The sequence below is a fragment of the Amycolatopsis sp. lyj-109 genome (assembly GCF_046548995.1).
In the GTDB taxonomy this organism is placed as follows: Bacteria; Actinomycetota; Actinomycetes; order Mycobacteriales; family Pseudonocardiaceae; genus Amycolatopsis.
This window is the reverse complement of sequence record NZ_JAJPWR010000010.1, coordinates 137,563-159,651: the sequence shown is the minus strand read 5'-3', so window position 1 is coordinate 159,651 and position 22,089 is coordinate 137,563. Positions and strand designations below refer to the sequence as shown.

At 73.6% G+C, this 22,089-nt stretch carries 23 protein-coding genes; 16 read left to right on the top strand and 7 right to left on the bottom strand.

Annotation, left to right across the window (positions count from 1 at the left end; genetic code table 11):
- Positions 1–71: 71 nt before the first annotated feature.
- Entirely contained in the window at positions 72–1,457 is a 1,386-nt protein-coding gene (locus ACLJQF_RS23515) for a hypothetical protein (RefSeq protein ID WP_410611625.1), read from the bottom strand.
- A 93-nt stretch (positions 1,458–1,550) separates the two neighbouring features.
- Between ACLJQF_RS23515 and ACLJQF_RS23510 the strand changes: the two genes are divergently transcribed.
- From ACLJQF_RS23510 to ACLJQF_RS23500, 3 genes are all read left to right on the top strand, one after another.
- Positions 1,551–1,877: a spore germination protein GerW family protein gene (locus tag ACLJQF_RS23510; protein WP_410611623.1), complete on the top strand. Its 327-nt coding sequence runs from the start codon at positions 1,551–1,553 to the stop codon at positions 1,875–1,877.
- Between the two features lie 78 nt (positions 1,878–1,955).
- Positions 1,956–3,464 carry a CehA/McbA family metallohydrolase gene (locus tag ACLJQF_RS23505; protein ID WP_410611622.1) on the top strand — a complete coding sequence of 503 codons (1,509 nt, stop codon included), beginning with the start codon at positions 1,956–1,958 and terminating at the stop codon, positions 3,462–3,464.
- A gap of 92 nt (positions 3,465–3,556) precedes the next feature.
- Positions 3,557–4,345, top strand: coding sequence for a hypothetical protein (locus ACLJQF_RS23500; RefSeq protein WP_410611621.1), 789 nt, complete (start codon positions 3,557–3,559; stop codon positions 4,343–4,345).
- A gap of 101 nt (positions 4,346–4,446) precedes the next feature.
- On the opposite strand, the gene ACLJQF_RS23495 is transcribed toward ACLJQF_RS23500, so the two are convergent.
- A complete protein-coding gene (locus ACLJQF_RS23495) occupies positions 4,447–5,679 on the bottom strand; it encodes an MFS transporter (RefSeq protein WP_410611620.1) in 1,233 nt (410 codons plus the stop codon).
- A gap of 81 nt (positions 5,680–5,760) precedes the next feature.
- Here ACLJQF_RS23495 and ACLJQF_RS23490 point away from each other — a divergent pair, with 81 nt between their 5' ends.
- Entirely contained in the window at positions 5,761–7,176 is a 1,416-nt protein-coding gene (locus ACLJQF_RS23490; protein ID WP_410611618.1) for a PLP-dependent aminotransferase family protein, read from the top strand.
- Between the two features lie 8 nt (positions 7,177–7,184).
- Here ACLJQF_RS23490 and ACLJQF_RS23485 read toward each other — a convergent pair whose 3' ends face one another.
- Together ACLJQF_RS23485 and ACLJQF_RS23480 are read right to left on the bottom strand one after the other, a co-directional pair.
- Positions 7,185–8,594, bottom strand: a complete 1,410-nt coding sequence (locus ACLJQF_RS23485) for an MFS transporter (RefSeq protein ID WP_410611616.1) — start codon at positions 8,592–8,594, stop codon at positions 7,185–7,187.
- A 49-nt stretch (positions 8,595–8,643) separates the two neighbouring features.
- Positions 8,644–9,111 carry an SRPBCC family protein gene (locus tag ACLJQF_RS23480; protein ID WP_410611615.1) on the bottom strand — a complete coding sequence of 156 codons (468 nt, stop codon included), beginning with the start codon at positions 9,109–9,111 and terminating at the stop codon, positions 8,644–8,646.
- A 161-nt stretch (positions 9,112–9,272) separates the two neighbouring features.
- Here ACLJQF_RS23480 and ACLJQF_RS23475 point away from each other — a divergent pair, with 161 nt between their 5' ends.
- Together ACLJQF_RS23475 and ACLJQF_RS23470 are read left to right on the top strand one after the other, a co-directional pair.
- Positions 9,273–9,788, top strand: coding sequence for a bifunctional nuclease family protein (locus ACLJQF_RS23475; protein WP_410611614.1), 516 nt, complete (start codon positions 9,273–9,275; stop codon positions 9,786–9,788).
- A gap of 283 nt (positions 9,789–10,071) precedes the next feature.
- On the top strand, positions 10,072–11,040 hold the full coding sequence (locus tag ACLJQF_RS23470) for a sigma-70 family RNA polymerase sigma factor (protein WP_410611613.1): 969 nt from the start codon (positions 10,072–10,074) through the stop codon (positions 11,038–11,040).
- Here the strand turns inward: ACLJQF_RS23470 and ACLJQF_RS23465 are convergent.
- On the bottom strand, positions 11,004–11,483 hold the full coding sequence (locus ACLJQF_RS23465; RefSeq protein ID WP_410611612.1) for a DUF2087 domain-containing protein: 480 nt from the start codon (positions 11,481–11,483) through the stop codon (positions 11,004–11,006). The two genes, ACLJQF_RS23470 and ACLJQF_RS23465, sit on opposite strands and share 37 nt — an antisense overlap.
- A 69-nt stretch (positions 11,484–11,552) precedes the next feature.
- Here ACLJQF_RS23465 and ACLJQF_RS23460 point away from each other — a divergent pair, with 69 nt between their 5' ends.
- Genes ACLJQF_RS23460 through ACLJQF_RS23440 form a run of 5 tightly spaced genes read left to right on the top strand, consistent with a single transcriptional unit; the run spans position 11,553 to position 17,283 of the window.
- A complete protein-coding gene (locus ACLJQF_RS23460; RefSeq protein ID WP_410611611.1) occupies positions 11,553–13,193 on the top strand; it encodes a fatty acyl-AMP ligase in 1,641 nt (546 codons plus the stop codon).
- The gene (locus tag ACLJQF_RS23455) at positions 13,174–13,449 is read left to right on the top strand and encodes an acyl carrier protein (RefSeq protein WP_410611610.1); all 276 of its coding nucleotides are present in this window, start codon (positions 13,174–13,176) and stop codon (positions 13,447–13,449) included. Before ACLJQF_RS23460 ends, ACLJQF_RS23455 begins: the two co-directional genes overlap by 20 nt.
- Positions 13,446–13,763 carry a hypothetical protein gene (locus tag ACLJQF_RS23450; RefSeq protein WP_410611609.1) on the top strand — a complete coding sequence of 106 codons (318 nt, stop codon included), beginning with the start codon at positions 13,446–13,448 and terminating at the stop codon, positions 13,761–13,763. The genes ACLJQF_RS23455 and ACLJQF_RS23450 overlap by 4 nt, the downstream gene beginning before the upstream one ends.
- Positions 13,763–16,915: a WXG100 family type VII secretion target gene (locus ACLJQF_RS23445; RefSeq protein WP_410611608.1), complete on the top strand. Its 3,153-nt coding sequence runs from the start codon at positions 13,763–13,765 to the stop codon at positions 16,913–16,915. Before ACLJQF_RS23450 ends, ACLJQF_RS23445 begins: the two co-directional genes overlap by 1 nt.
- An 8-nt stretch (positions 16,916–16,923) precedes the next feature.
- Complete coding sequence (locus ACLJQF_RS23440) at positions 16,924–17,283, top strand: hypothetical protein (protein WP_410611607.1); 360 nt, start codon at positions 16,924–16,926, stop codon at positions 17,281–17,283.
- On the opposite strand, the gene ACLJQF_RS23435 is transcribed toward ACLJQF_RS23440, so the two are convergent.
- Positions 17,267–18,061, bottom strand: coding sequence for a class I SAM-dependent methyltransferase (locus tag ACLJQF_RS23435; RefSeq protein ID WP_410611605.1), 795 nt, complete (start codon positions 18,059–18,061; stop codon positions 17,267–17,269). The two genes, ACLJQF_RS23440 and ACLJQF_RS23435, sit on opposite strands and share 17 nt — an antisense overlap.
- A 251-nt stretch (positions 18,062–18,312) precedes the next feature.
- Between ACLJQF_RS23435 and ACLJQF_RS23430 the strand changes: the two genes are divergently transcribed.
- The 5 genes from ACLJQF_RS23430 to ligD all read left to right on the top strand — a co-directional run bounded on the left by ACLJQF_RS23430 (position 18,313) and on the right by ligD (position 21,028).
- Entirely contained in the window at positions 18,313–18,501 is a 189-nt protein-coding gene (locus tag ACLJQF_RS23430) for a hypothetical protein (protein ID WP_410611604.1), read from the top strand.
- A complete protein-coding gene (locus tag ACLJQF_RS23425) occupies positions 18,501–18,677 on the top strand; it encodes a hypothetical protein (protein ID WP_410611602.1) in 177 nt (58 codons plus the stop codon). Before ACLJQF_RS23430 ends, ACLJQF_RS23425 begins: the two co-directional genes overlap by 1 nt.
- A gap of 61 nt (positions 18,678–18,738) precedes the next feature.
- On the top strand, positions 18,739–19,293 hold the full coding sequence (locus ACLJQF_RS23420) for a hemerythrin domain-containing protein (RefSeq protein ID WP_410611600.1): 555 nt from the start codon (positions 18,739–18,741) through the stop codon (positions 19,291–19,293).
- Positions 19,294–19,295: 2 nt separating this feature from the next.
- Positions 19,296–19,430, top strand: coding sequence for a hypothetical protein (locus ACLJQF_RS23415; protein ID WP_410611599.1), 135 nt, complete (start codon positions 19,296–19,298; stop codon positions 19,428–19,430).
- Between the two features lie 17 nt (positions 19,431–19,447).
- Positions 19,448–21,028, top strand: a complete 1,581-nt coding sequence (gene ligD, locus ACLJQF_RS23410) for a non-homologous end-joining DNA ligase (protein WP_410611598.1) — start codon at positions 19,448–19,450, stop codon at positions 21,026–21,028.
- 3 nt (positions 21,029–21,031) lie between these two features.
- Here ligD and ACLJQF_RS23405 read toward each other — a convergent pair whose 3' ends face one another.
- Positions 21,032–21,961 carry a PfkB family carbohydrate kinase gene (locus ACLJQF_RS23405; protein WP_410611597.1) on the bottom strand — a complete coding sequence of 310 codons (930 nt, stop codon included), beginning with the start codon at positions 21,959–21,961 and terminating at the stop codon, positions 21,032–21,034.
- Positions 21,962–22,089 lie beyond the last annotated feature (128 nt).

Sequence of the window (22,089 nt, the reverse complement as noted above, 5' to 3'; positions counted from 1 at the left end):
GCAGAATGCAGCGATCGGACGGTAGCCGTCAACGCGGTGAAAACATTCGGATACATCTTTTTGCCACACCTTCAGCGCAATTTTTTCAGCGCTGCACCGATTCCGTGGGAGGTTTCCGGTTCCGCGGCGCTTCCGGTCAAAGTGGACAGCACCGTGACGGGCAGCGCCGGGTTGGCCGCGGCGGCGGTGGCCACGCGGTCGTCGGGGTGGCCGGTCAGGGCCACAATGGACGCCGGCCGCAGGCCCGGGTGGCGGGCGAGTACGCGCAGGGCGCGGACCGGCGCGTCGGCGAGCAGTTCCCGGGCCAGGTCGGCCGGGCAGCGCGGGTTCCCGGCGATCCGGGCGGACACCGTCGTCCCGTGGCGGGCGAGGGTCCGCAGCTGCGCCGGGCTTAGGTCCGGGTTCGCCGCGACGGCCCGGGCGACGCCGGCGTCGGGGTCTTCGGCGAACCGGGCGACGAGGTCTCGGGGAAGGTCGGGTCGGGCGGCGGCCAGCCGTCTGACCTGCGCCGCGGGGGAGCCGGCGAGGATCCGCAGCTCAGGTTCGGTCGCGGCGGCGACGCGCGGTACGAGGGCACGCCCGACCTTGGTCTCGAGCGCGAGCTCCGCGAGCAGTTCGAGAGGGACGCGCGGGTTGTGCGCGGCCGCGTGCCGGATCTCGCGGCTGCGGTCGCGGGCGAGCAGCCGCGGCAGGAACGCGGCGGCGGCCGGGTTGCCCGCGAGCTCCCACCGGACGCCCGGCAGGTCGTCTTCGGCGAGTTTCGCGTAGACGTCGTCGGCGAGGTCGGTGCGGGACGCCATCGCCCAGCGGACGAGCTCGTGCGCGTCGACGGGGAGGGAATCCGGTGGGGTGGCGGGGTTTCCGGCCAGGGTGGTGAGCACGTCGTTGGGCGCCGCCCCCGGTTTCCACGCTACCGGGGACCACCGACGGTTTTCGGCTTCGGCCGCGATGGTGCGCAGGAGGTCCGGGGGCGACTGCTCGTTGGCGGCCAGGGCTTGGCGGACTTCGTGGCGAGGGTCGGCGGCCAGGCGGGCGGTCGGCCGCTGGCAGCGCGCCGCCGAGGTGACCACGTCGAGGTCCGGATCCGCGGCCAGGAGGTCGATGATCGGCTCCGGGAGCGGGAACCGGGCGCCCAGCTCGGCGCGGATCACCGGGTCGGGGTCGCGGGCGAGCCGGTCGAACCAGGCGGGGTCCGCGTCCGGGTGCTCCAGGATCGCCAGTCCGCGCCAGGGATCGCCGAAGGGGACGTCGGCCGGGGTGAGGAGGCCGCGTTCGAGCAACGGGTACAGCACGCCCGGGCCGCAGCGCGCCGCGAGCGCCTGCGCGTGATCCCGGGTGAGATCGTCGCGGGCGGCGAGGATCGGTCCCAGCTCGTCGTCGGCCGTCGCGACGAGGTGATCGAGCAGGGGAGCGGGCAGGGCGGGGTTGGCGGCCAGGCCGCGCAGCGACGGGATCATCGTCTCTTCTCCGAACGTCCCGCCCGGTGCGGAACAGAGCAGGATCGCGGAAGTTTCGGTGCGCTGCAACCGGTTTGCGGCCAGAATGGCGGGATGGAACTGGGGCAGGTGGCGTCGGCCGCGCGGCGGATCTTCTCCGCCCGGCTCGTCTACGGCGATCCGGTCGAGCGGGACGGCACCACCGTGATCCCGGCCGCGGCGGTCTTCGGGGGTGGCGGCGGGGGCGGCGACGACACCGGTGCGCTGCCGGTCCGGGAGGGCGTCGGCTTCGGGGTGCTCGCCCGGCCCGTCGGTGCCTTCGTCGTCCGGGACGGCGCGGTCACCTGGGTCCCCGCCGTCGACGTCACGCGACTCGGGCTGGCCGCCGCCGTCACCGTCGTCGCCCTCGCGAAGATCCTGGCGAAACGCACCGCACCCTGATCGAGTTCAGTCGAAAGTTCACCGCCGGTTCCCATCCGCGTTGGCCTGGAGCGCCTAGCGTCGGATGCGGAGGTGCACATGGAATCCGGGAACTTCAGCCGGCGGACGCTGCTGCGGGCCGGTGGGGTGGCGGCCGCCGCGGGGATGCTGCCCGGGGTGGCGTTCGCCGCCCCGCCGACCGGCGAGGGCAGCCGGGCGAAGACCGTCACCGGCACGCTGAAACCGGACGTGCCGGACTGGTACTACCTGCCCGTCGATGTCCCGCGCGGCGTGCGGCAGATCGACGTCGTGTACTCCTACGACAAGCCTCCGGTGCCCGCCGGCACCCGCGGGAACGCCTGCGACATCGGCATCTTCGGCCCCGAAGGCCACGACTTGGGCACCGCGCGGGGCTTCCGCGGCTGGTCCGGCGGCTTCCGCGACCGGTTCTCGATCAGCGCGTCCGAGGCCACGCCCGGCTACCTCGCCGGCCCGATCACGCCCGGCCGGTGGCACGTCGTCCTCGGCCCGTACACCGTCGCGCCGCAGGGGCTGAACTACCGGGTCGGCATCACGCTCACCTTCGGCCCGGACGGCCCGTCCTTCAAGCCGAACCCCGCTCCGGAGTCCGCGCCCGCCCGCGAACGCGGCCGCGCCTGGTACCGCGGCGACAGCCACCTGCACACCGTCCACTCCGACGGCCGCCGGACGCCCGGGCAGCTCGTCGCCGACGCCCGGGCCGCCGGGCTCGACTTCATCGTCTCCACCGACCACAACACCTCCAGCTCGCAACTGGTCTGGGGTGACCACGCCACCGACGACCTGCTGATCCTCAACGGCGAAGAGGTGACGACCCGGTCCGGGCACTGGCCCGCGATCGGCCTGCCCGCCGGCGCCTGGATCGACTGGCGCTACCGCGCGGGCGACCCGCGGGACTTCCGGCGCTTCACCGACCAGGTGCACCGCGCCGGCGGCCTGGTCACCGCGGCGCACCCGTTCGCCGGCTGCTTCGGCTGCACCTACGAATTCGCCTACGAGCTCGCCGACCTGGTCGAGGTCTGGAACGGCCCGTGGACCCAGGACGACGAGGCGAGCGTCATCCACTGGGACGGCTTGCTGCGCGGCGGCCGCTTCATCCCGGCGATCGGCGACTCCGACGCGCACCACCCGGACCAGCGGGTGGCCCTGCCGCACACCGTCGTGCTCGCCGACCGGCTGCGCCGCCGGGAGCTGCTGGCCGGGCTCAAAGCCGGGCGCTCGTGGCTGGCCGAGTCGGCGTCCGTGCACCTGGACTTCACGGTCTCCGGCGGCGGCACCAGCGCGGGTATCGGCGAGCGGCTCGCCGCCGGCACCGGGACACCGGTGACCGTCAGCGCCGTGGTCGCCGGTGTGCCGGGGACGACGGTGACGTTCCTGGACCAGCTCGGCCCGGAACACACCGAGCCGATCGGCGACTCCGGCGCGGCGACGGTCACCTGGACGACCTACCCCCGCTACAGCCGCTGGGTGCGCGTCGAAGTCCGTCGCCCGGCCGGCGGCCCGAACACGACGGTGCCGAACGCGATGGTCGCGATGTCCAACCCGATCTTCCTCGGCCCCGGCCACTGAACCCGCACCCGGGGCACCGCGTCCTCCTTTGACAGACTGGTGCGAACGGGTGATGGGGAGGCAGGGTGCGCGGTTGTGGCCTGAAGGTGGCCATGGTCCTGGGAGCGGTCATCGTGCTGGGCGCGGCGATCGTCGTGGTGGTGGCGTTCACCGGCGACTCGGTCAAGACGCCGGGGTGCACGGTGGCGTTGCCGGGGGACAACGCGTCCGCCTACACGTTCACCCCGGAGCAGATGAACAACGCGGCGACGATCGCGGCGGTCGGCACCAAGATGGGGCTGCCCGCCCACGCGGCGACGGTCGCGCTGGCGACGGCGTTGCAGGAGTCGAAGCTGCGCAACCTCGAGGGCGGTGACCGCGACTCGGTCGGGCTGTTCCAGCAGCGGCCCAGCCAGGGCTGGGGCACGATCGCCCAGCTGCGCGACCCGGTCTACGCGGCGACGGAGTTCTACGAGAAGCTCGAGAAGCTGCCGAACTGGGAGACGCTGCCGATCACCGAGGCCGCCCAGGCGGTCCAGCGCTCCGGCGTCCCGGACGCGTACGCGCAGTGGGAGCCGCAGTCCCGCACCATGGCGGCGGCCTTCAACGGCCAGTTCCCGGCCGCGCTGACCTGCCGCAACCTGACCCTGGCGGCCCCCGCGGACCTCGCCGCGGCGGCGACGGCGGAGCTGGGGACGGCCGGCCTGAGCGGCGCCCACCCGGCGGCGCAGGGCTGGACCTACGCGACCTGGCTGGTCGGCCGCGCGGAGGCGCTGGGCGTGGACAAGGTGAGTTTCGCCGGCCGGACGTGGACGGCGGAGTCGGGTGCCTGGGCGGACGATTCCGCCACCGGCCAGGACCTCTCACTGCACCAGACCGCGGCGGCCCAGCCCAGCGAGTAACGCCGGCCCAAGCGCCCCAATGTGGCCTTCGGTGCGTCAGACGCACCGAAGGCCGCCTTGGGTGCGTCTGACGCAACCAAGGCCGCCTTGGGGCGCTCGGGTCAGCGGGTCGCGGCGGCCCAGCGGACCGCCGGGCCCATCGCCCAGCCCGCGGCCAGGAACACCGCGCCCATCAGGAGCCACCCGACGAAGCCCCAGCCGATCACCACGGTGCTCAGCAGGACGGGACCGATCGCGCGGGCCACCGACGTCCCGCTGCCGAAGAAGCCCTGGTATTCGCCCTGCTTGTCCGCCGGGGACAGTGCGAAGCCGATCTCCCACGAGCCCGCCGACTGCAGCATCTCGCCGAGCACCTGCACCAGCGCTCCCACGACGAGCACCGCGAACGCCACCGCCGGCGACGTCCCCAGCGCCGACAGCGCGAACGCCACGCAGGAGGCCAGCAGCACCACACCCGACCGGCGCACCATCCGCGCCGCCGAATCGAGCGATCCGAGGCGGCCCGCGACGCGGACCTGCAGGACCACCACCACGACCGTGTTCAGCACGAACAACGCCGACACCGTCCAGCCCGGCGCCGCGGTGCGTTCGACGATCCACAGCGGGATGGCGACGCTCAGCAGCGGCATGCGCAGCAGCAGGATCGCGTTGAGCAGCGTCACCAGCGCGTACGGCCGGTCGCGCAGCACGGCGGACTTCGGCGCACCCGGGCGCGGCGACGCCGCCGGGGGGACCGCCGGGAGTGCGCGCAGCAGCGCCGCCGTCACCACGAACGCCGCCGCGTCGAGGACGAAGACCGTCAGGTACGCCGAAGCCGTGTCGGCCGAGAGGGCGAGGCCGCCCAGCCCGGCGCCGACGGCGAGTCCCGCGTTGCCCGCGGACTGCAGGTGCGCCCGGATGCGCGTCCGCCGCTCCGGATCGGCGAGTGCGGCGAGCAGCGCCTGGCGGACCGCGGCCTGCCCGGTCTGGCAGCTGCCGTAGACGCACGCGGCCAGCGTGAACGCCACCGGCGAGCGCACGACGAGGAACGCGAGGATCGACATGGCCGTCGCCAGGGCCAGCAGCACCGCCGAGCCGCGGGCGCCGTGGCGGTCGGCCAGGTGCCCGAGAGGTACGCCGGCGACCGAGCCGACCGCCCAGCCGAGCGTGAGCCCGAGGCCCACCTGCGCCGGCGTCAGGCCGACGACCCGCGTGAAGAACAGCACCGAGCAGGTCAGGAACGCGCCGTCGCCGAGCGAGCCGGCCAGCTGGGCGGCGGCGAGCAGGCGGCCGGCCTGCCGGGTCTTCGGACGTTCGGGAAGCCGTTCGAGAAGCCGTTCGGGAAGCACTGTCATGGCAAGAACGGTAAGGCGCGACTTGGCCCGATCCCAGATCCAATTCTGGCCCACTTGATTGGGCCAATATAGGATCGCCGGATGGACTTCCACGTCAGCCTGGCCGGCCGTGGCGACCTCAGCGTCCGCATCTACCGCCAACTGCGCGACGCCGTGCTGGACGGCAGGCTGCGTGCGGGGGAGCGGCTGCCACCGACGCGGGAGCTGGCCCGGCGCCTGGCCGTCTCGCGCAACACCGTCGCGGTCGCCTACGACCGCCTCACCGCCGACGGCTTCCTCGCCGGCCGCGTCGGCGCCGGGACGTACGTCTGCGCGGAACTCCCGGAGCCGAAGCCGCGCAAGGCGCCTTCGGCGCGGGGTCCGCAGCCGAAAGCGGTGTGGCGCTCGCTCCCGTCCCCGGCCGTCACGGCGGCCGACCCGGCGTTCGACTTCCGCGTCGGCATCCCCGACGCCACCCTGTTCCCCCTCGGCACCTGGCGGCGCCTGCTCGCGCGGGAACTCCGGGACACCGCCGGGTTCGCGCACTACGCCGAGCCGGGCGGCCATCCCGGGCTGCGCGCGGCGATCGCCCGGCACGTCGGCGTCTCGCGTTCGGTGCGGGCCGAAGCCGGCGACGTGCTCGTCACCCAGGGCGCCCAGCAGGCCCTGGACCTGTTGTGCCGGGTGCTGCTCGAACCGGGCGACCGCGTCGCCGTCGAGGAGCCGGGCTACCGGATGGCCAGGCTGCTTTTCGCTTCGCACGGCGCCGAAGTGGTCGGCGTGCCGGTGGACGGCGAAGGTCTCGACGTCGCCGCGCTGCCCTCGCGCGCGAAGCTGGTGTACGTCACGCCGTCGCACCAGTTCCCGCTCGGCACCCCGATGTCGCTCGTCCGGCGCACGGCGTTGCTGGCGTGGGCGGACCGCGCCGGCGCGGTGGTCGTCGAGGACGACTACGACAGCGAATTCCGGTTTTCCGACCGGCCCCTGGAACCGCTGCAGAGCTTGGACCGCGACGGCCGGGTCGCTTACGTCGGCTCGTTCTCGAAGACGCTGCTTCCCATGCTGCGCCTAGGTTTCCTGATCGCCCCGGCTTCACTGCGCGACGCGTTGCACCACGCCCGGCAGTTGTCGGGCTGGCACGGCGACCTGCCCGCGCAGGCCGCGCTGGCGGGGTTCATCGACGAAGGCCTGTTCGCCCGCCACCTCCGCCGCGCGACGAAGGTCTACGCGGACCGCCACGAGCGCATCACGACGACCCTGGACCGGGTTTTCGGCGGCCGGCTCCGTGCGGTGCCCTCGGCGGCGGGCCTGCACCTGTGCGCCCTCGGGGAGGACGGCGCGGACCTGGAGCCGATCGCGGCCCGCGCGGCCACGGCCGGGGCGGCGATCCAGACGCTGTCCGACCTCTGCGGCGGCTTCCCGCGCCAGGGCGTGGTCCTCGGCTACGGCTCGATCCCCCTGGACAGCATCGACGCCGGGCTCGCGGCTCTCGACCGCGCCTGGGGTCGTGAGTGGTAATTCGGGTTCTAACCCGAATTACCACTCACGACGGCTGCGGCAGGCTCCTCGACGTGATGGTCCGTCCGCCGCCGCGCGGCGATCAGCAGGCCGCCGGCACCGGTGGCCGCCGCCGTCGTCAGGATCACCAGCCAGCCCCGCCGGAAGTCCGCCAGGTCCGGGGTTCCCGCGAAGACCGCGACCAGCACCGCCGTGCCCAGGACCGTGCCGATCTGCCGGGCCGTGTTCACCATCGACGAGCCCGCGCCCCAGCGGGCCGGCGGCAGGACCGTGCCCACCACTCCGGACAGGCTCGGCAGGATCAGCCCGACGCCGAGGCCGGTCAGCAGCTGTCCTGGCAGCATCGACGCCGCGTAGTCGGGCGTCGCTCCCATGCGCAGCAACCAGATCAGCACCCCCGCTCCGAACGCGACGCCGCCGAGGGCGACCACCGGGCCCGGGCCGAAGCGGTGCACGAACCGGCCGCCGATGATCGACACCGGGACCACCACCAGCGGGCCCGGCGCCAGGGACAGCCCGGCCACCAGGATCGAGTCGTGCCAGATCGACGTCAGGAACAGGACGTTGCCGAACAGCATCGCCGCGAAGCCGGCCGCGAACACCCCGGTGGTCAGGCAGGCCAGCCACAACGTCGGGACGCGCAGCGCCGGCAGGTCCACCACGGGCACCGGGTGCCGGGCCGAGCGCCACGGGACCCAGGCCAGCGCGACGGCGGCCACCGCGAACGCCAGCAGCACCGGCCGCGCGCCCCAGCCGCGGTCGGACGCCTCGACCAGCGCGTAGGCCAGGGCGCCGACGCCCACCAGCAGCCCGGCGGCGCCCAGGACGTCCGGGACGCCGGTCGAGGTGTCCCGCGACTCGCGCAGCACGCGCGGCCCGGCCAGCAGCGTCACCGCGCAGATCGGCAGGTTGACCAGGAAAACCCAGCGCCAGGACGCCTCGACGAGCAGGCCGCCGACCGGCGGGCCGAGCGCCGCGGCCGCCGCGCCGACCGACGCCCAGACCCCGACCGCCATCGGCCGCCGGTGCGGCGGGAACGCCGTCAGCAGCAGCGCCAGCGACGTCGGCATGACGAGCGCGGCGCCGATCGCCTGCACCGCGCGGAAGGCGATCAGCGCCGGGATCGTCGGCGCGGCCGCGCAGGCCGCCGAGGCCAGGGTGAACACCGCCACGCCGGCGAGGAACAGCCGACGCCTGCCGTAGCGGTCGGCCAGCCGCCCGGCCGGGGCGAGGCAGGCCGCGAACAGCACCGTGTAGCCGTTGAGCACCCAGGACAGGGTCGCCAGGTCGTCGTCGGGGAACGCGGCCCGGATGCCGGGGAAGGCGATCGTGACGATGAAGGTGTCCAGGCTCGCGAGGAACGCGGCCGTCGAGACGACCAGCAGCACGAGGCCGGGCTTCGGCGTGCCGTCGGGCATGGTCCTCCTAGGTTCGATAAAGCAACCTAGCTGGAGAACCTCGGTTTTATCAAGAGACTGACGCGGCCCGGGTCTTCAGTGCCGCGAGGGTGTGCTCGATCGACCGGACGTTGTACCCGGGCCGGTCGGCGCGGCCGGTGACCCGCGGCCCCATGAACTTCCGCACCACCCAGCTGCCGATCCGGTACCAGTTCTCGGTGACGACGCAGCCGTTCGCGGCCGGCGTCAGCACGTACTCCCAGCGCGAGACCCGCGAGCCGAACGGCGTGCGCACGTCGAAGGCGAACCGGCGGCCGGGCTCGAACGCGACCACCCGCACCCGCGTCCACCACTGCAGCTCGCCGTTGCGGTTGCGGCCGCGGAACCGCGCGCCCAGGGCCGGCCCGGTGCCGTCCAGCCAGCGGCCGCCCACGTTCTCCGGGCTCAGCTCGCCCATCCGCGGCAGGTCGGTGACCCACGACCACACCGTGCCCGGGTCGGCGGGGACGGTCACACTGCGCGAAATGGTCGGTTCCACGCTCCGACGGTGACAGCGGCCGCCGCGGCCGGGCAAGGCGCCGGAGCGTAGTCCGCAGCCGAGAAGAGCCCGCGCCGGAAAACCCGGCCGCCCGGGTCGGGTTGCGGGCCGGCAGTTGTGGGTATTACGCGCGCGAAGGGGTCTACGACACGGAGGGCGCGGTGGTCAGCGTGATCCCGATCGAAGTGGTGGGGATGGCGGTTCCGGTACCCGGCGAGGCGCCCCTGATGCTGCTGCGCGAGCCCGAGGGCGCGCGCCGCTGGCTGGCGATCATGATCGGGTACGGCGAGGCCGAGGCCCTCGTCCGCGCGCGGGAACAGATCGCGCAGCCGCGCCCGGGCACGATCGAGCTGCTCGGCGACGTGCTCGCCGCGTTCGGCCAGGGCCTCGCCGCGGTCGAGCTGACCGAGGTGCGGGACGGCATCTTCTACGCCGACCTCGTGCTCGCCTCCGGCACCCGCGTCTCGGCCCGCCCGAGCGACGCCGTCGCGCTCGGCTTGCGCCAGGGCGCGCCCATCCGCGTCGCCGAAGAGGTGCTGGACGTCGCCTCGGTGCAGCTCGAGGTCGAGCAGGAGGCCGAAGGGCCGGCCGTCGACGCGCTCGACGCCGAGGCCGAGGTCGAGCGGTTCCGCGCCGAGCTCGACGGCCTGCGGCCGGAGGATTTCGACGATCTGTAGAGAATCGTTCTCCGCCGGATCGATGCTGTGCTGATATTCACCGATCCGACCACAGCCACGGCCGAATGACTTTCGTGGCGACGGTTACGCGCCGCGCAAGGGTCGGCCTGCTTTTGGCCGGATCGATGCTGTGCTGATATTCACCGATCCGACCACAGCCACGGCCGAATGACTTTCGTGGCGACGGTTACGCGCCGCGCAGGGGTCGGCCTGCTTTTGGCCGGATCGATGAATTCCGGCGGCGGCGCCGGTACACCCACCGCGGCCGTCCGACGGGAGAACGATGCAGGATTTCGCGACGCGTACCGAACCGCACCGGCGTGAGCTGCTGGCGCACTGCTACCGGATGCTCGGCTCGGTCCACGAAGCCGAGGACCTGGTGCAGGAGACGCTGGTCCGCGCCTGGAAGGCGTGGGCGGGCTACGACCCCGCCCGCGCTTCGGTGCGCACCTGGCTCTACCGGATCGCCACCAACGCCTGCCTCACCGCGCTGGAAGGGCGGGCCCGGCGGCCGCTGCCGTCCGGGCTCGGCGGCCCGAGCGACGACCCCGGTGCACCGCTGACCCCGTCGTTCGAAATCCCGTGGCTGCACCCGTTCCCGGACACCCGCCTCGACGACCCCGGCCTTCGCCTGGCCCGCCGCGGCACGCTCCGGCTGGCGCTGCTGGCGGCGATGCAGACCCTCCCGCCGAAGCAGCGCGCGGTGCTGATCCTGCGGGACGTCCTGGAGTTCAGCGCGGCGGAGGTCGCCGGCTTCCTCGGCACGACGCCGGCCGCGGTCAACAGCGCCCTGCAACGGGCCCGCGCGGGACTCGGCGGTCTGTCGGCCGACGAGGTGCCCGAACCGGACGACGCCGCGGTCGAAGCGGTGCTGGACCGCTACGTGCGGGCGTTCGAACGCGCCGACGTCACCGGGTTGGTCGAACTGCTCACCGGCGATGTCGTGCTGGAGATGCCGCCGGTGCCGCTGTGGTTCCGCGGCCGCGGCGACTACGGCCGGTTCATGGAACGGCTGTTCGCGATGCGCGGCCCGGCGTGGCGCATGACCCGCACGGCCGCCAACGGCCTGCCCGCGCTCGTGGCCTACTGCCGCGACGACGCCGGCGTGTTCCGGCTGCACACCCTGCAGGTGCTCACCGTGCGGGGCGGGCGGGTCGCGCACAACGTCGTGTTCGCCGACGCGGACGTCCTGGCGCTGTTCGACCTCCCGGCGACTCAGCCGGCGGCGCGGGCTTCCGACGGACGGCCGTAGGTGCCGCCGTCGTTGCTGCGCTGCAGGAGGCCCTCGTCGACGAGGTAGCGGCGCAGCGTCGCGTGGTCGTCGTGGACCATCGAGAGCTTTTCGCGGACGTCCCGCTCGGAGTAGAGCCGGCCCGGTTCGAAGCGCTCGACCAGGTAGGCCAGCAGCAACTGCCGCCGGTTGCCCGAATGCGGGATGGAGAGGAGCCGTCCGTGGCGGAAGAGGGCGTCGAGCGGATCGACCGGGGCCTTGGCGAGCGCGTCGCGGAACACCGACGGCACGGCGAGGTAGCGGCCCCCGGCTTCGGCGACGAGTCCCACGTCGACGAGCCGCTTGGCGAGCTTGGCCGAAGCGCCGGACGCCTCGAGGCCGTCGGGGGCGGTGCAGATGCGGGCGAAGAGCTGCAGCCGGTCTTCGTCCGCGAGAGCGGAGACCAGCGCTTCCGGTGCGGCCATGGTCTGCGACCGTACCCGCGCTCGCCCCGGGGGTGAACCGGGTTTCGGAAGGCCGGTAGGTTGCCCGGGGTGCCCAGTCCGACCGCGCCGGTGACCGTGCCCGAGGCGGTGCTGCGCACCTCGATCGTCGAGCGCCTGTTCGCCCGGGCCGACGACGGGCGCCCGCTGTTCACCCACCAGGACCACGCCCGCGGCGCCGAACACACGCTGACGTGGACAGAGTTCGCCGCCCGCGTCCGGGTGGTGGCGGGCGAGCTGCGCCGGGTGGCCGCGCCGGGGGAGCGCGTCGCGATCCTCGCGGGCCAGGAACTCGCCTACCCGCTGGCGTTCTTCGGCGCACTGGCGGCCGGTTTGATCGCCGTCCCGCTGATGGCGCCGTCGAGTCCCGCGCAGGCCGGGCGGCTCTCCGGGGTCCTCGCCGACTGCGGCGCGCGGATCTGGCTGACGTCCTCGGCCGAGGTGGCGCGACTGCCCGCGCACGAGCACGTCGTGGTGGTCGACGAGCTCACCGGGCCCGGCGCCGACCCGGTATCGGTGCCGCCGGAGAGCCCGGCCTACCTGCAGTACACGTCCGGCTCGACGCGCGAGCCGGCCGGCGCCGTGATCCCGCACCGCGCGATCGTGGCCGCCTGCTGGCAGGGCAGCCTCGCGTACGGCGTCGACGAGGGCACCACCTGCGCCGGGTGGATCCCGTTCTTCCACGACATGGGCCTGATCCAGCTGCTGTGCCTGCCCGTCTTCGCCGGCGGGCGATCGGTGTTCATGGCCCCGGCCGAGTTCGTGCACCGGCCGGCGCGGTGGCTGCGGCAGCTCGCGGCGTACCCCGCGGTGTTCACCGCCGCGCCGAACTTCGCCTACGACCTCGCCGCCGACGACGACACCGGCGAAGACTTCGACCTGGGGGGAGTCCGGATCGCGCTGAACGGCAGCGAACCCGTCCGGCCGCGCACGATCGAGCGGTTCCACGAGGTGTTCGGGCCACGCGGCTTCCCGCGTGCGGCGCACCGGCCGTCGTACGGGCTCGCCGAAGCCACCGTGTACGTCGCGAGCGCGGGCGAGGAAGGGCCGCGCGGCGCGGTGTTCGACCGCGAAGCCCTCGCGCAGGGCCGGGCCGTCGAAACCGAGGGCGGGCAGGAACTCGTGTCGGTCGGACGTCCGGTCGGGCAGCTGGTCCGGGTCGTCCACGACGGCCGGGAGCAGCCCGAAGGCCTGGTCGGCGAGATCTGGGTGCACGGCCCGAACGTCGCGGACGGTTACTGGGGCCGTGGCGACGCCGCCGCGTTCGGGGCCACGCTCGACGGCCTCGGCGGCTGGCTGCGCACCGGCGACCTCGGCGTCGTGCACCGCGGGGACCTGTACGTCACCGGACGGCTCAAGGACCTCATCGTCATCGACGGCCGCAACTTCCACCCGCAGGACATCGAAGCGGCGGCGGGGGAGGCCCACCCGGCGGTCCGCCGCGACCGGGTCGCCGCGTTCGGTGTCTCCGACTCCGGCGGCGAGGGCGCGGTGGTGGTGGCCGAGCGGGTGCGCGGCGCCGACGCCGACGACCGGGAGGTGACCCGGGCGGTGCTGCGGGCGGTGTCGCGCGAGCACGGTCTCACGCTGCGGGCGGTACGTCTGGTCCCTTCCGGTGGACTTCCGCGCACATCGAGCGGCAAGGTCGCCCGGTCGGCCGCGAAAGCACGTTATGGTGGCGACCGTGAGTGATCACCGCGCCGAGGTCACGAAGGTCGTCTGCGACACCTTCCGGCTCGACCCGGCTCTCGTCGAGCCCGACGCGCCCCTGGAGGAGCTGGGCATCGACTCGAAGGGCCGGATCAAGCTGCTGGCGGCGCTGGAGATCTATTACGGGGTGACGATCGACCTGGACCGGCTCGACCGGTTCACCGACGTGGGATCCGTGGCCGGCGTGCTGGCGGAAGCACTGGGAACTCGAGGATCTTCAGGAGAGGCGCGGAAATGAGCGGCGGGGGCTACACCGCGACGACCGAGGCGTTGTCGGCGGCGTCCAAGACCATCGGGGACCTGGCGGAGCACCTGCTGGACGACAACCCGGACCTGCAGACGGCGCAGGTGACAGCGGAGAAGTTCGGCCGGGCGCACGGTGCCCACGCGACCAAGTACACCGCCGGCGCGCAGGCGTTGTGGGCCGCGGTTTCCGGCTACAGCAGCACTCTCGGCTCGTTCGGCACGAACATCGGGACCGCCGGATCGAGCTACAGCAGCAACGAGGGCAACCAGGCGGGCACCATCACGAACGCCGGGGGCGCGCTCTGATGGCCGAGAAGAAGAAGTGGTCCGACGTCAAGGCGCTGCTCGACGACCCGAGTGTGCCGCCCGCGCAGAAGAGCGCGCTGATCAGCAGCTGGCTGCGGGAAAACCCGCCACCGCCGCCGTTCCTGGCCGACCAGGAGCCGGACGAGATCAAGCAGAAGCGCGCGGAGGCCGGCAAGTACGCGCAGGCGTTCAACGCGAACCCGCTGTTCGCCGGCCAGTCGGTCGACGAGGCCTACGACAAGGCGAAGAAGAGCGGCGACCAGAACAGCTACAACGAAGACCAGGAGAAGAAGGCCGTCGACGACGGCAAGAAGAAGCTCGACGAAACCCGGCCGCCGGCGGCCGAGAGCAGCGGCGGGACCAAGACGTCCGACGAGATCTTCGACGCGGCCGCCCCGGCCCTGAAGGTGTTCGAGACCTTCGGGTCGCTGCTGGCGAAGATCCCGGCCGACTGCCGCGGCAACACCCGCGCGCTCGACCTCGACAAGGACATCCGCACGCCGTTCGACGAGCAGCGGGGGATCAGCTTCGCGGACTTCGTCGCCGACGCCGGGCACTTCAAGCGCGGTTCGGAGACGGTGGACCGGACGGAGCAGGACACCGGCTCGCAGCTGGGCAGCCTGTTCCGCAGCTGGACCGGCGCGGGTGCCGATGCGGCGTCGGACACCTACAACGACAAGATCCAGCCGAAGGCGGCGAAGCTGTCCCAGACGCTCGGCAACGCGAGCGAGGCGACGCTGAGCACGGCCACGACGGTGTTCCAGCTGTGCAAGGGCAAGGCCGACGCCGTCATCGGGATGTACACCGACCTGGTCGGCAAGGCCGACTACACGATGGCGCAGAAGGTCGTCGCGGTCGCCAGCGGCGAGCACGGCAACGAGAAGGACCTGGCCCAGATCGCGGGCTGGATGGACCTGAACTTCGGGACGAACCTGGTCAAGACGCTCAACGACCAGGGCTGCTGCGACGGCGACGAGATCAAGAAGCACGGCCAGGACCTGGCCAAGCAGTGGATCCAGAACCAGTTCAACCCCGACATGTGGGACCGGCTGTACCAGGGGTTCGTGAAGACCTGCAAGGACACGAAGGATCTCGTCGACCAGGCGTATGACGCGCTCGACAAGGTGATGGGCGGGATCCGGAACGAGTTCGAGGGCGTTGCGCTGCCCGGGGGGCAGGGAACGTCCGGCGGTCCCGGCGTGCCGAGTGGTACCGGCGGCGGGGCCGGCTCGGGTTCGGGTTCGGGCGGCTCGGGTGCCGCCGGCGGCTCCGGCGGCTCCGGCGGTGGTCCCGGCGGTTCGGGTTCCGGGTCGGGCGGTGGTTCCGGCTCGGGCGGCTCGGGCTCCGGCGGGTCCGGCTCGGGTTCCGGCGGCTCCGGCGGGCCGGTGCCGTCGATTCCCGAGACGAGTTCGGGGTCCGGCGTGCCGGGCGGGGGTTCGGGCTCCGGCGGCGGTTCGGGCACGGACCTGCCGAGCGGCGCGGGCGCCGGTAGCGGCGCGGGCGGCGGCAGCGGCTCGGGGTCGGGTGGCGGCGGCGGGCCGGTGCCGTCGATCCCGGACGGATCCTCGTCCGGCGGCGGTTCCGCGGGCGGGGGTTCCGCGGGCGGGGGTTCCGGGTCGCCGGGCGGCCAGGATGATGGCGCGGCCGCGGCGGAAGCGGCCAAGCAGCAGGCGGCCGAGGCGGCGAAGAAGCAGGCCGCGGAGGCACTGAACCAGTTCAGCGGCCCGGGAATCCAGACGGAGTCCGGCGCCGGCGCCGGACTCGGCTCGGGCGGCGGGTCGGGTGGCGGTTCGGGTGGGGAATCCGATGGCACGACACCTTCTTCGGTGACGCCGCCGTCCGACAGCGGCCAGGACGCCGCGGCCGCGGCCGCCGAAGCGGCCAAGAAGAAGGCCGCGGACGCCCTGAAGGAGTTCAGCGGTCCGGGTATCGAGACGGACTCCGGCGCGGGCGGCCTGGGCGGCGGTGGCGGCGAACCGGGCTCGGGCGACGACGGCAAGGCCGGGGCCGAGCAGGCCGCGGAGGAAGCGAAGAAAAAGGCGGCCGACGCGCTGAAGGAGTTCGGCGGCCCGGGTATCGAGACGGATCCCGACGGCAAGCCCGACAGCCTCCTCGGTGACGACGAGCGGGACGTCCTGAAGGTCAAGCAGGGCGACAAGACCTTCGAGATGACCGAGCCGGACCACGACGGCAAGATGGACATCAAGGTCGGGGACGGACCGGGCGACCCGAAGGACTTCAAGCTCGACTGGTCCGAAGGCAAACCCGCCGACGGTCCACAAGGGACGGACACGGACACGTACCGCCCCGGCCCGGACGGCAAGATCCACATCCGCGACGGCGACCTCGAGATCACCGCGGAGCGCCCCGACGGCCCGGACGGCCCCACGGTGGTGACGGTCGACGACGGCAAGGGCGGCACCCCGACGACGTACACGCTGGGCGAGGACGACAAGCCGGGGAGCGCCCTCGGCGACGCTCCGGACAAACGGCTCGACGACCTGCCGACCCACCGCGGAACCCTCGAAGACCTGGCGGCCCCCGACAGCGACCCGGCCGCACCCGGCAGCGGCTCGCACCATGGCGGCGGCTTCGACGACCCGGCCTCGTCCGGCAGCGGTTCGCACCACGGCGGCGGAGATGGCTCGCCCGCTGAGGGGAATGGCTCGCACAGCGGAAGCTTCGGCGACCCGACCTCGCCCGGCAGCGACTCGCACCACGGCGGCGACTCCGGTGGCCCGGGCTCGCACTCCGGCGGCGGCAGCGGCGCGCACTCCGCCCCCGCGGCAGCCGGCATCGGCGGTGGCGTCCCCGGCTTCTCCGGCGCCGGCATCGACCCGACCGGCGCGGGGCTCGGCGAATCACCCGTTTCCGGCGGCGCCCACACCGGCGCCGGCGCCGCCCAACCCCAGCCCGCGTTCGCGGCGGCGGCCGGCGCGACCGGCGCCCAAGGCGCCGCCGGCTCGTCGATGTCCGGCATGCCCGGCATGGGGGCGATGGGCGGCGCCCAAGGCGGCGGCGGGGGCGACACCGAACGCCGGGCCCCCGCCTACCGGATCGAAGGCGCCGTCTTCGACAACCTCGGTGAGCCCGGACGGCGGATCATCGGCTCCCTCGACGACGAAGACCCGTCGTCCGGCCGGACCTGGTAGGAGGACGGATGACCGACATGGCCGGGATGAAGGCCGAGCTCGACGGTCTCGTGCGCGAACAGGCCGATCGCCGGGCCCTGCGCGAACAGCAGGGCGAGGAGATCAAGGCCCGCTCCCACGAGTACATGACCAAGCAGGTCCAGGCGGCCGAGCGGTACGTCCAGCACGTCCGCGAGGTGGCGCAGCGCAAGACCAAGTCCGGCTGGAGCACCGACCGGTCGCACGCCGAACCCGCGTCCGCCTTCGACGCGGAGGCGTATTCCGGCGGGTTCGAACCGGCGCCGCGGCCCGTGCGGGACGAGCCGCGGGCCGCCCGCCGGCCCCGGGCCGCCGCCGACGAGGAAGAGGACTTCAACAACCCCTGGTGAACCACAGGTCGACGGCGACCTCGCGCAACCGCACGGTGAACGTCTCCGCCGGGGCCAGCCGCCGCCGCAGTTCCGCCTCGAACTCGGCCCGCCGGCCGCCGAACAGGTGCGGTGCCGAGCTCGAGAGCGAAAACACCCCGGCGACGACCTCGTCGATCGTCCGGGTCACGACCCGTCCGGGCACCTCGAACCGCCGCGGGCCGTGGAAGCCCGCCGCGCGGTAGACCGCCGCCTCGCTGCCGAGCGTGCCGTCCGGCAGCGAACCGCGTCCGGCGCGCCGCACCGGGCCGAGGTACTCGCGCACCAGCTCCGCGATCGCCGGGTGCACGCTTTCGTGCGTCGACGCGTGCACGTGGGCACACACTCCGCCCGGCGCCAGCATTCCGCGCACCGCGGCGGCGACGCGGGGCCGGTCGAACCAGTGGAACGACTGGGCGAAGGTGACCAGCCGGAACCGCCCCAGCCCGGCGGGCAGCTCCTCCGCGCGCCGGTGCACCCACCGGCAGTTCCCGAGTCCCGCCTCCGCCGCGAGCCGGCCCGCTTCGGCGAGCATGTCCCCGTCGGCGTCGAGCCCGACCGCCTCCTCGAACGATCCGGCCAGCGGCAGCGTCAGCGACCCCGGTCCGCAGCCGACGTCGAGCAGCCGCCCTGACCCGTCCAGCCCGAGCTCGGCGGCGAAGGCCGTGGCGAGCTCCGCGGGATACGCCACCCGCCCCCGCGCGTAGTACGGTGCGCTGCCCGAATAGAGGGACGGGTCCCATTCCCACGCGTCGATCACGTCCCCAGCGTAGATACCCGGCCGCCGAACGACTGGCGCAGCCGCGGCGGGTGCGGAGGTCTTGAATGACTCATTCAGGTCTTCGGAGGTCTTGAATGAGTCATTCAAGACCTTTGGCCGGCACCGCAGGAAGGCTCGCCGGGAGGTGAACCCGCACCCCTTCACCCGGTTCGGTAACGGGGTGTGAAACCCGGCGCGGCGGGGTATCCGGTCGCGTTCGTTTCGCCGCCGACCGAGCCGGAGGTCTTCCGATGCCCGTGCGCACCGCCACCCCGCCTGCCCATGACGTCGTCGGCCTGGCGCTGGAAGTCCTTGCCGCACAAGGACTCAGCCGTCCGGCCGCGCACGCCGCGCTCGTCTCCATGGCCACGGAAAGAAGCCTGACCGTGGCGCGGTGCGCCGCACTCGTCGTGGCCGCCGTCGACGGGCGGGTGGGCTGATGGCGTTCACCGCCCGGGCCGGGCACGAGGACACCGCCTCCGTCGGCGGGGGCGTGCTGCTCGCCGTCGGGCTGGTCGTCGCCTTCTTCGGCGGGTGGTCGTGGTGGGCCGTCGCCGGGCTCGCCGTGGCCGCCGCGGGCGCGCTCTGGCTCACAGTCGCCCGCCGCGACGAGTAACCCGTCCGGGACGGGGAACGCAGCTTCCGACCGGAGAACCAGACCGAGGAGGAGGCCGTCCATGGCGGAGCACGACGAGGACGTCATCGAGTTGCTGCACCGGCAGCACCGGGAGATCCGCGAGTTGTTCGCCGAGCTGGAAACCGCGGCAGGCGACCGGCGCCGGGACCTGTTCCACGACCTCGTGCGGCTGCTCGCCGTGCACGAGACGGCCGAGGAATTGGTCGTGCACCCCGAGATCCGCGACCTCGAGCCCGCGGCGAAGCCCATCGTCGAGGCACGGCTGGGCGAGGAGCATCGGGCCAAGGAACTGCTGACCACCCTGCAGAAGATGGGGCCGGACGCCGACGGCTTCGACACTCTGCTCGTCCAGCTGCGAGAAGACGTTCTCGCCCACGCCGAGCACGAAGAGCGCGAGGAGTTCCCGCTGCTGCGGGCGCACCGCCCGCCGGAGCGGCTGCGGGCGATGGCCGCGACCGCGAAGGTGGCCGAAGCGGTCGGGCCGACCCGCCCGCACCCCGGCGTCGAGAGCGCGAAGGCGAACCTGCTGCTGGGCCCGCCCGCGGCGATCATGGACCGGGCGCGCGACCTCATCCGGGGCGTGCTGGGAGGCTGACCATGACCGAGCCCGACGACGACGGCACCGACCCGGAGGAGTTCGCCGAGGCGGCCGGCACCGACCCGACCCCGCAGGAGGTCGCCGAATACGAGGAGCTGGCGAAGAAGAACCCGCCCTGGTCGTCGCCGGACTGAGTGGGTACTCCCGGAGCATGGCAGCAGACCCGGCCCGCAAACTGCGGCGCTACCAGGAGATGCGCGACTTCGACCGGACCGCGGAGCCGGCCGGCGGGACCGCCGCCGGTCCGGACGGCAACCGGTTCGTCGTGCAGCGGCACCGGGCCCGCCGGCTGCACTACGACTTCCGCCTCGAACTCGACGGCGTGCTGGTCAGCTGGGCGGTGCCGAAGGGCCCGACGCTGGACCCGAAGGCCCGCCGGCTGGCCGTGCACGTCGAGGACCACCCGATCGAGTACGCCGGGTTCGAGGGCGTCATCCCGCGCGGCGAGTACGGCGGCGGGGACGTCATCGTCTGGGACCGTGGCGTCTGGCGGCCGGTCGAAGCCGATCCGGCTCGCGCGATCGAGGCCGGGACGCTGCACTTCGACCTCGAAGGCGAGAAGCTGGCCGGGCGGTTCGTCCTCGTCCGCACCAGCCGCGGCGAGAAGGACCAGTGGTTCCTGCTGCACAAGCAGGACGAGCACGCGAAGGCCGGCTGGGACGCCGAAGACCACCCGCGCTCGGTGAAGAGCGGCCGCACCAACGACGAGGTCGCGGCCGCTCCCGACGCCCTCTGGCACGGTGACCGCCCGGCCGCGGAAGCGGAGGAGTCCGTCGGTGGTTGGCAGGCCCCGACCGAGGACGAATTGGCCGCGCTCGACGCACTGGGCGCCAAGGGCCGGTGGTCGGTGGCGGGCCGCGAGCTGGCCCTGACCAACCTCGACAAGGTGCTCTTCCCCGCGGCTCCCGGCGGGCAGCCCGTGACCAAGCGGGACCTCATCCGGTACTACGTCACCGTCGGGCCGGTCATGCTGCCCTACCTGGCCGGGCGCCCGCTCACCACGCACCGGTTCCCCCAGGGCGTCACCGAGGCGGGCTTCTGGCAGAAGGAGGTGCCGCGGCACGCGCCCGGCTGGCTGACCACCTGGCGCAACGAGCGCGCCGAGCCGGGGGAGAGTCAGCGGTACGTGATCGCGGACAGCGTCGCGACCCTGGCCTGGCTGGCCAACTACGGCGCCCTGGAACTGCACGCCTGGACCTCCCGCGCCGCCGACGTCGACCACCCGTCGTGGGTGCTGTTCGACATCGACCCGGGCCCGGAGACGACGTTCGACGAGGTACTGGACCTGGCCCGGCTGCACCGCACCGCACTCGAACACCTCGGCCTCACCGGCCGGCCCAAAGTGACCGGGCAGCGCGGCATCCAGGTGTGGGTCCCGATCGCGCCGCACTGCACCTTCGAGCAGACCCGCACCTGGGCGGAGACGGTGTCCCGGACGATCGGGCGGGTGCTGCCCGACCTGGTCAGCTGGGCCTGGACGAAGGACAAGCGCCGCGGTCGCGCCCGGCTCGACTACACGCAGAACGTGCTGAACAAGACGCTCGTCGCGCCCTACAGCGTCCGTCCGCGGCCCGGCGCGCCGGTTTCGGTGCCGTTGGAGTGGGACGAGCTGGACGACCCGGATCTCGCGCCGGACCGGTGGACGATCCGGGACGTCCCGGCCCGCCTGGCCGAGCGCGGCGACCCGTTCTCGGTGCTCCTGGGCCTCGAGCAGAAGCTGCCGGGCCTGTAAGCCTCACGCCCGGACGGTTTCCAGCTCCCGTGGCGGCAGCCGGTCGAGCTCGGCGCGGGAGAGGTGCGGGCGCCCGCCCGCGTGCCCGGTCGTCGCCGCGGCGGCCGCCACGGCCAGGCTCGCCGCCGTCTCCAGCGGACGGCGGCGGGTCAGCGCCGCGGTCAGGGTGGCGACGAGCGCGTCACCGGCGCCGGTGGGGTCGACGACGTCGGTCTCGACGTCGGCCACGAACCAGGTGCCCTCCGGCCCGGCGAACAGGTTGCCCTGCCCGGACACCTCCAGCACGACCAGGGACGGCCCGCGCCGCCGCAGTTCCGCGGCGGCGCGCGCGGCCGCGCCGACGTCGTCGACCGGCCCTCCGGTGAGGAGCTCGGCCTCGTGGCCGTCGGCGCGCACGACGTCGGCGACAGCGAGCAGACCGGACGTCAGCGCGTCGTCCTGCGGTGCGCCGTCGAGCACGACCCGGGTGCCCGCCGTGTGCGCCAGCCGGGCCGCCAGCAGGGCCACCGGCGCGGGCTGCTGCAGCTGCACGATGAGGGACGCGGCGGCCGAGATCGCCGTGGCCGCGGCGAAGACGTCGTTCTCGGTGAGCAGCGTCCCCTCCGGGACGTGTTCGAGGTAGCGGCGCCGGCCGTGGTCCTCGACGACGTCGACGAGCAGCGCCGTCTCGGCGCCCGCCCGGCGGATCACGTGCGAGGTGCCGATCCGGTCGGCCCGGGCCAGCGCGAGCAACGCGTCGCCGATGCGGTCGCGGCCGACGACGCCGACCAGCGACACCGCCATCCCGAGCTGGCTCAGCGCCACGGCCTGGTTGGCGCCCTTCCCGCCGAGCAGCTCCTGCCGGTGCCGCACGGGCGCCGACGAGTCCGCGTCCGGCACGTCGATCACCAGGTCGCGAGCTATCTGCCCGGCGACGACCACTTCGCTGACCATCATCGGGACCCTGGGTGGGTCATGGGCGCCTCCTCGGATCACCGAGCGGCTACCCCGGACGCGCCGCCGGGTAAACCGCTCGTTCGGGTCGGTGCGTGCCGGGCGCTCTCCGGGGGAGCAGGAACTCC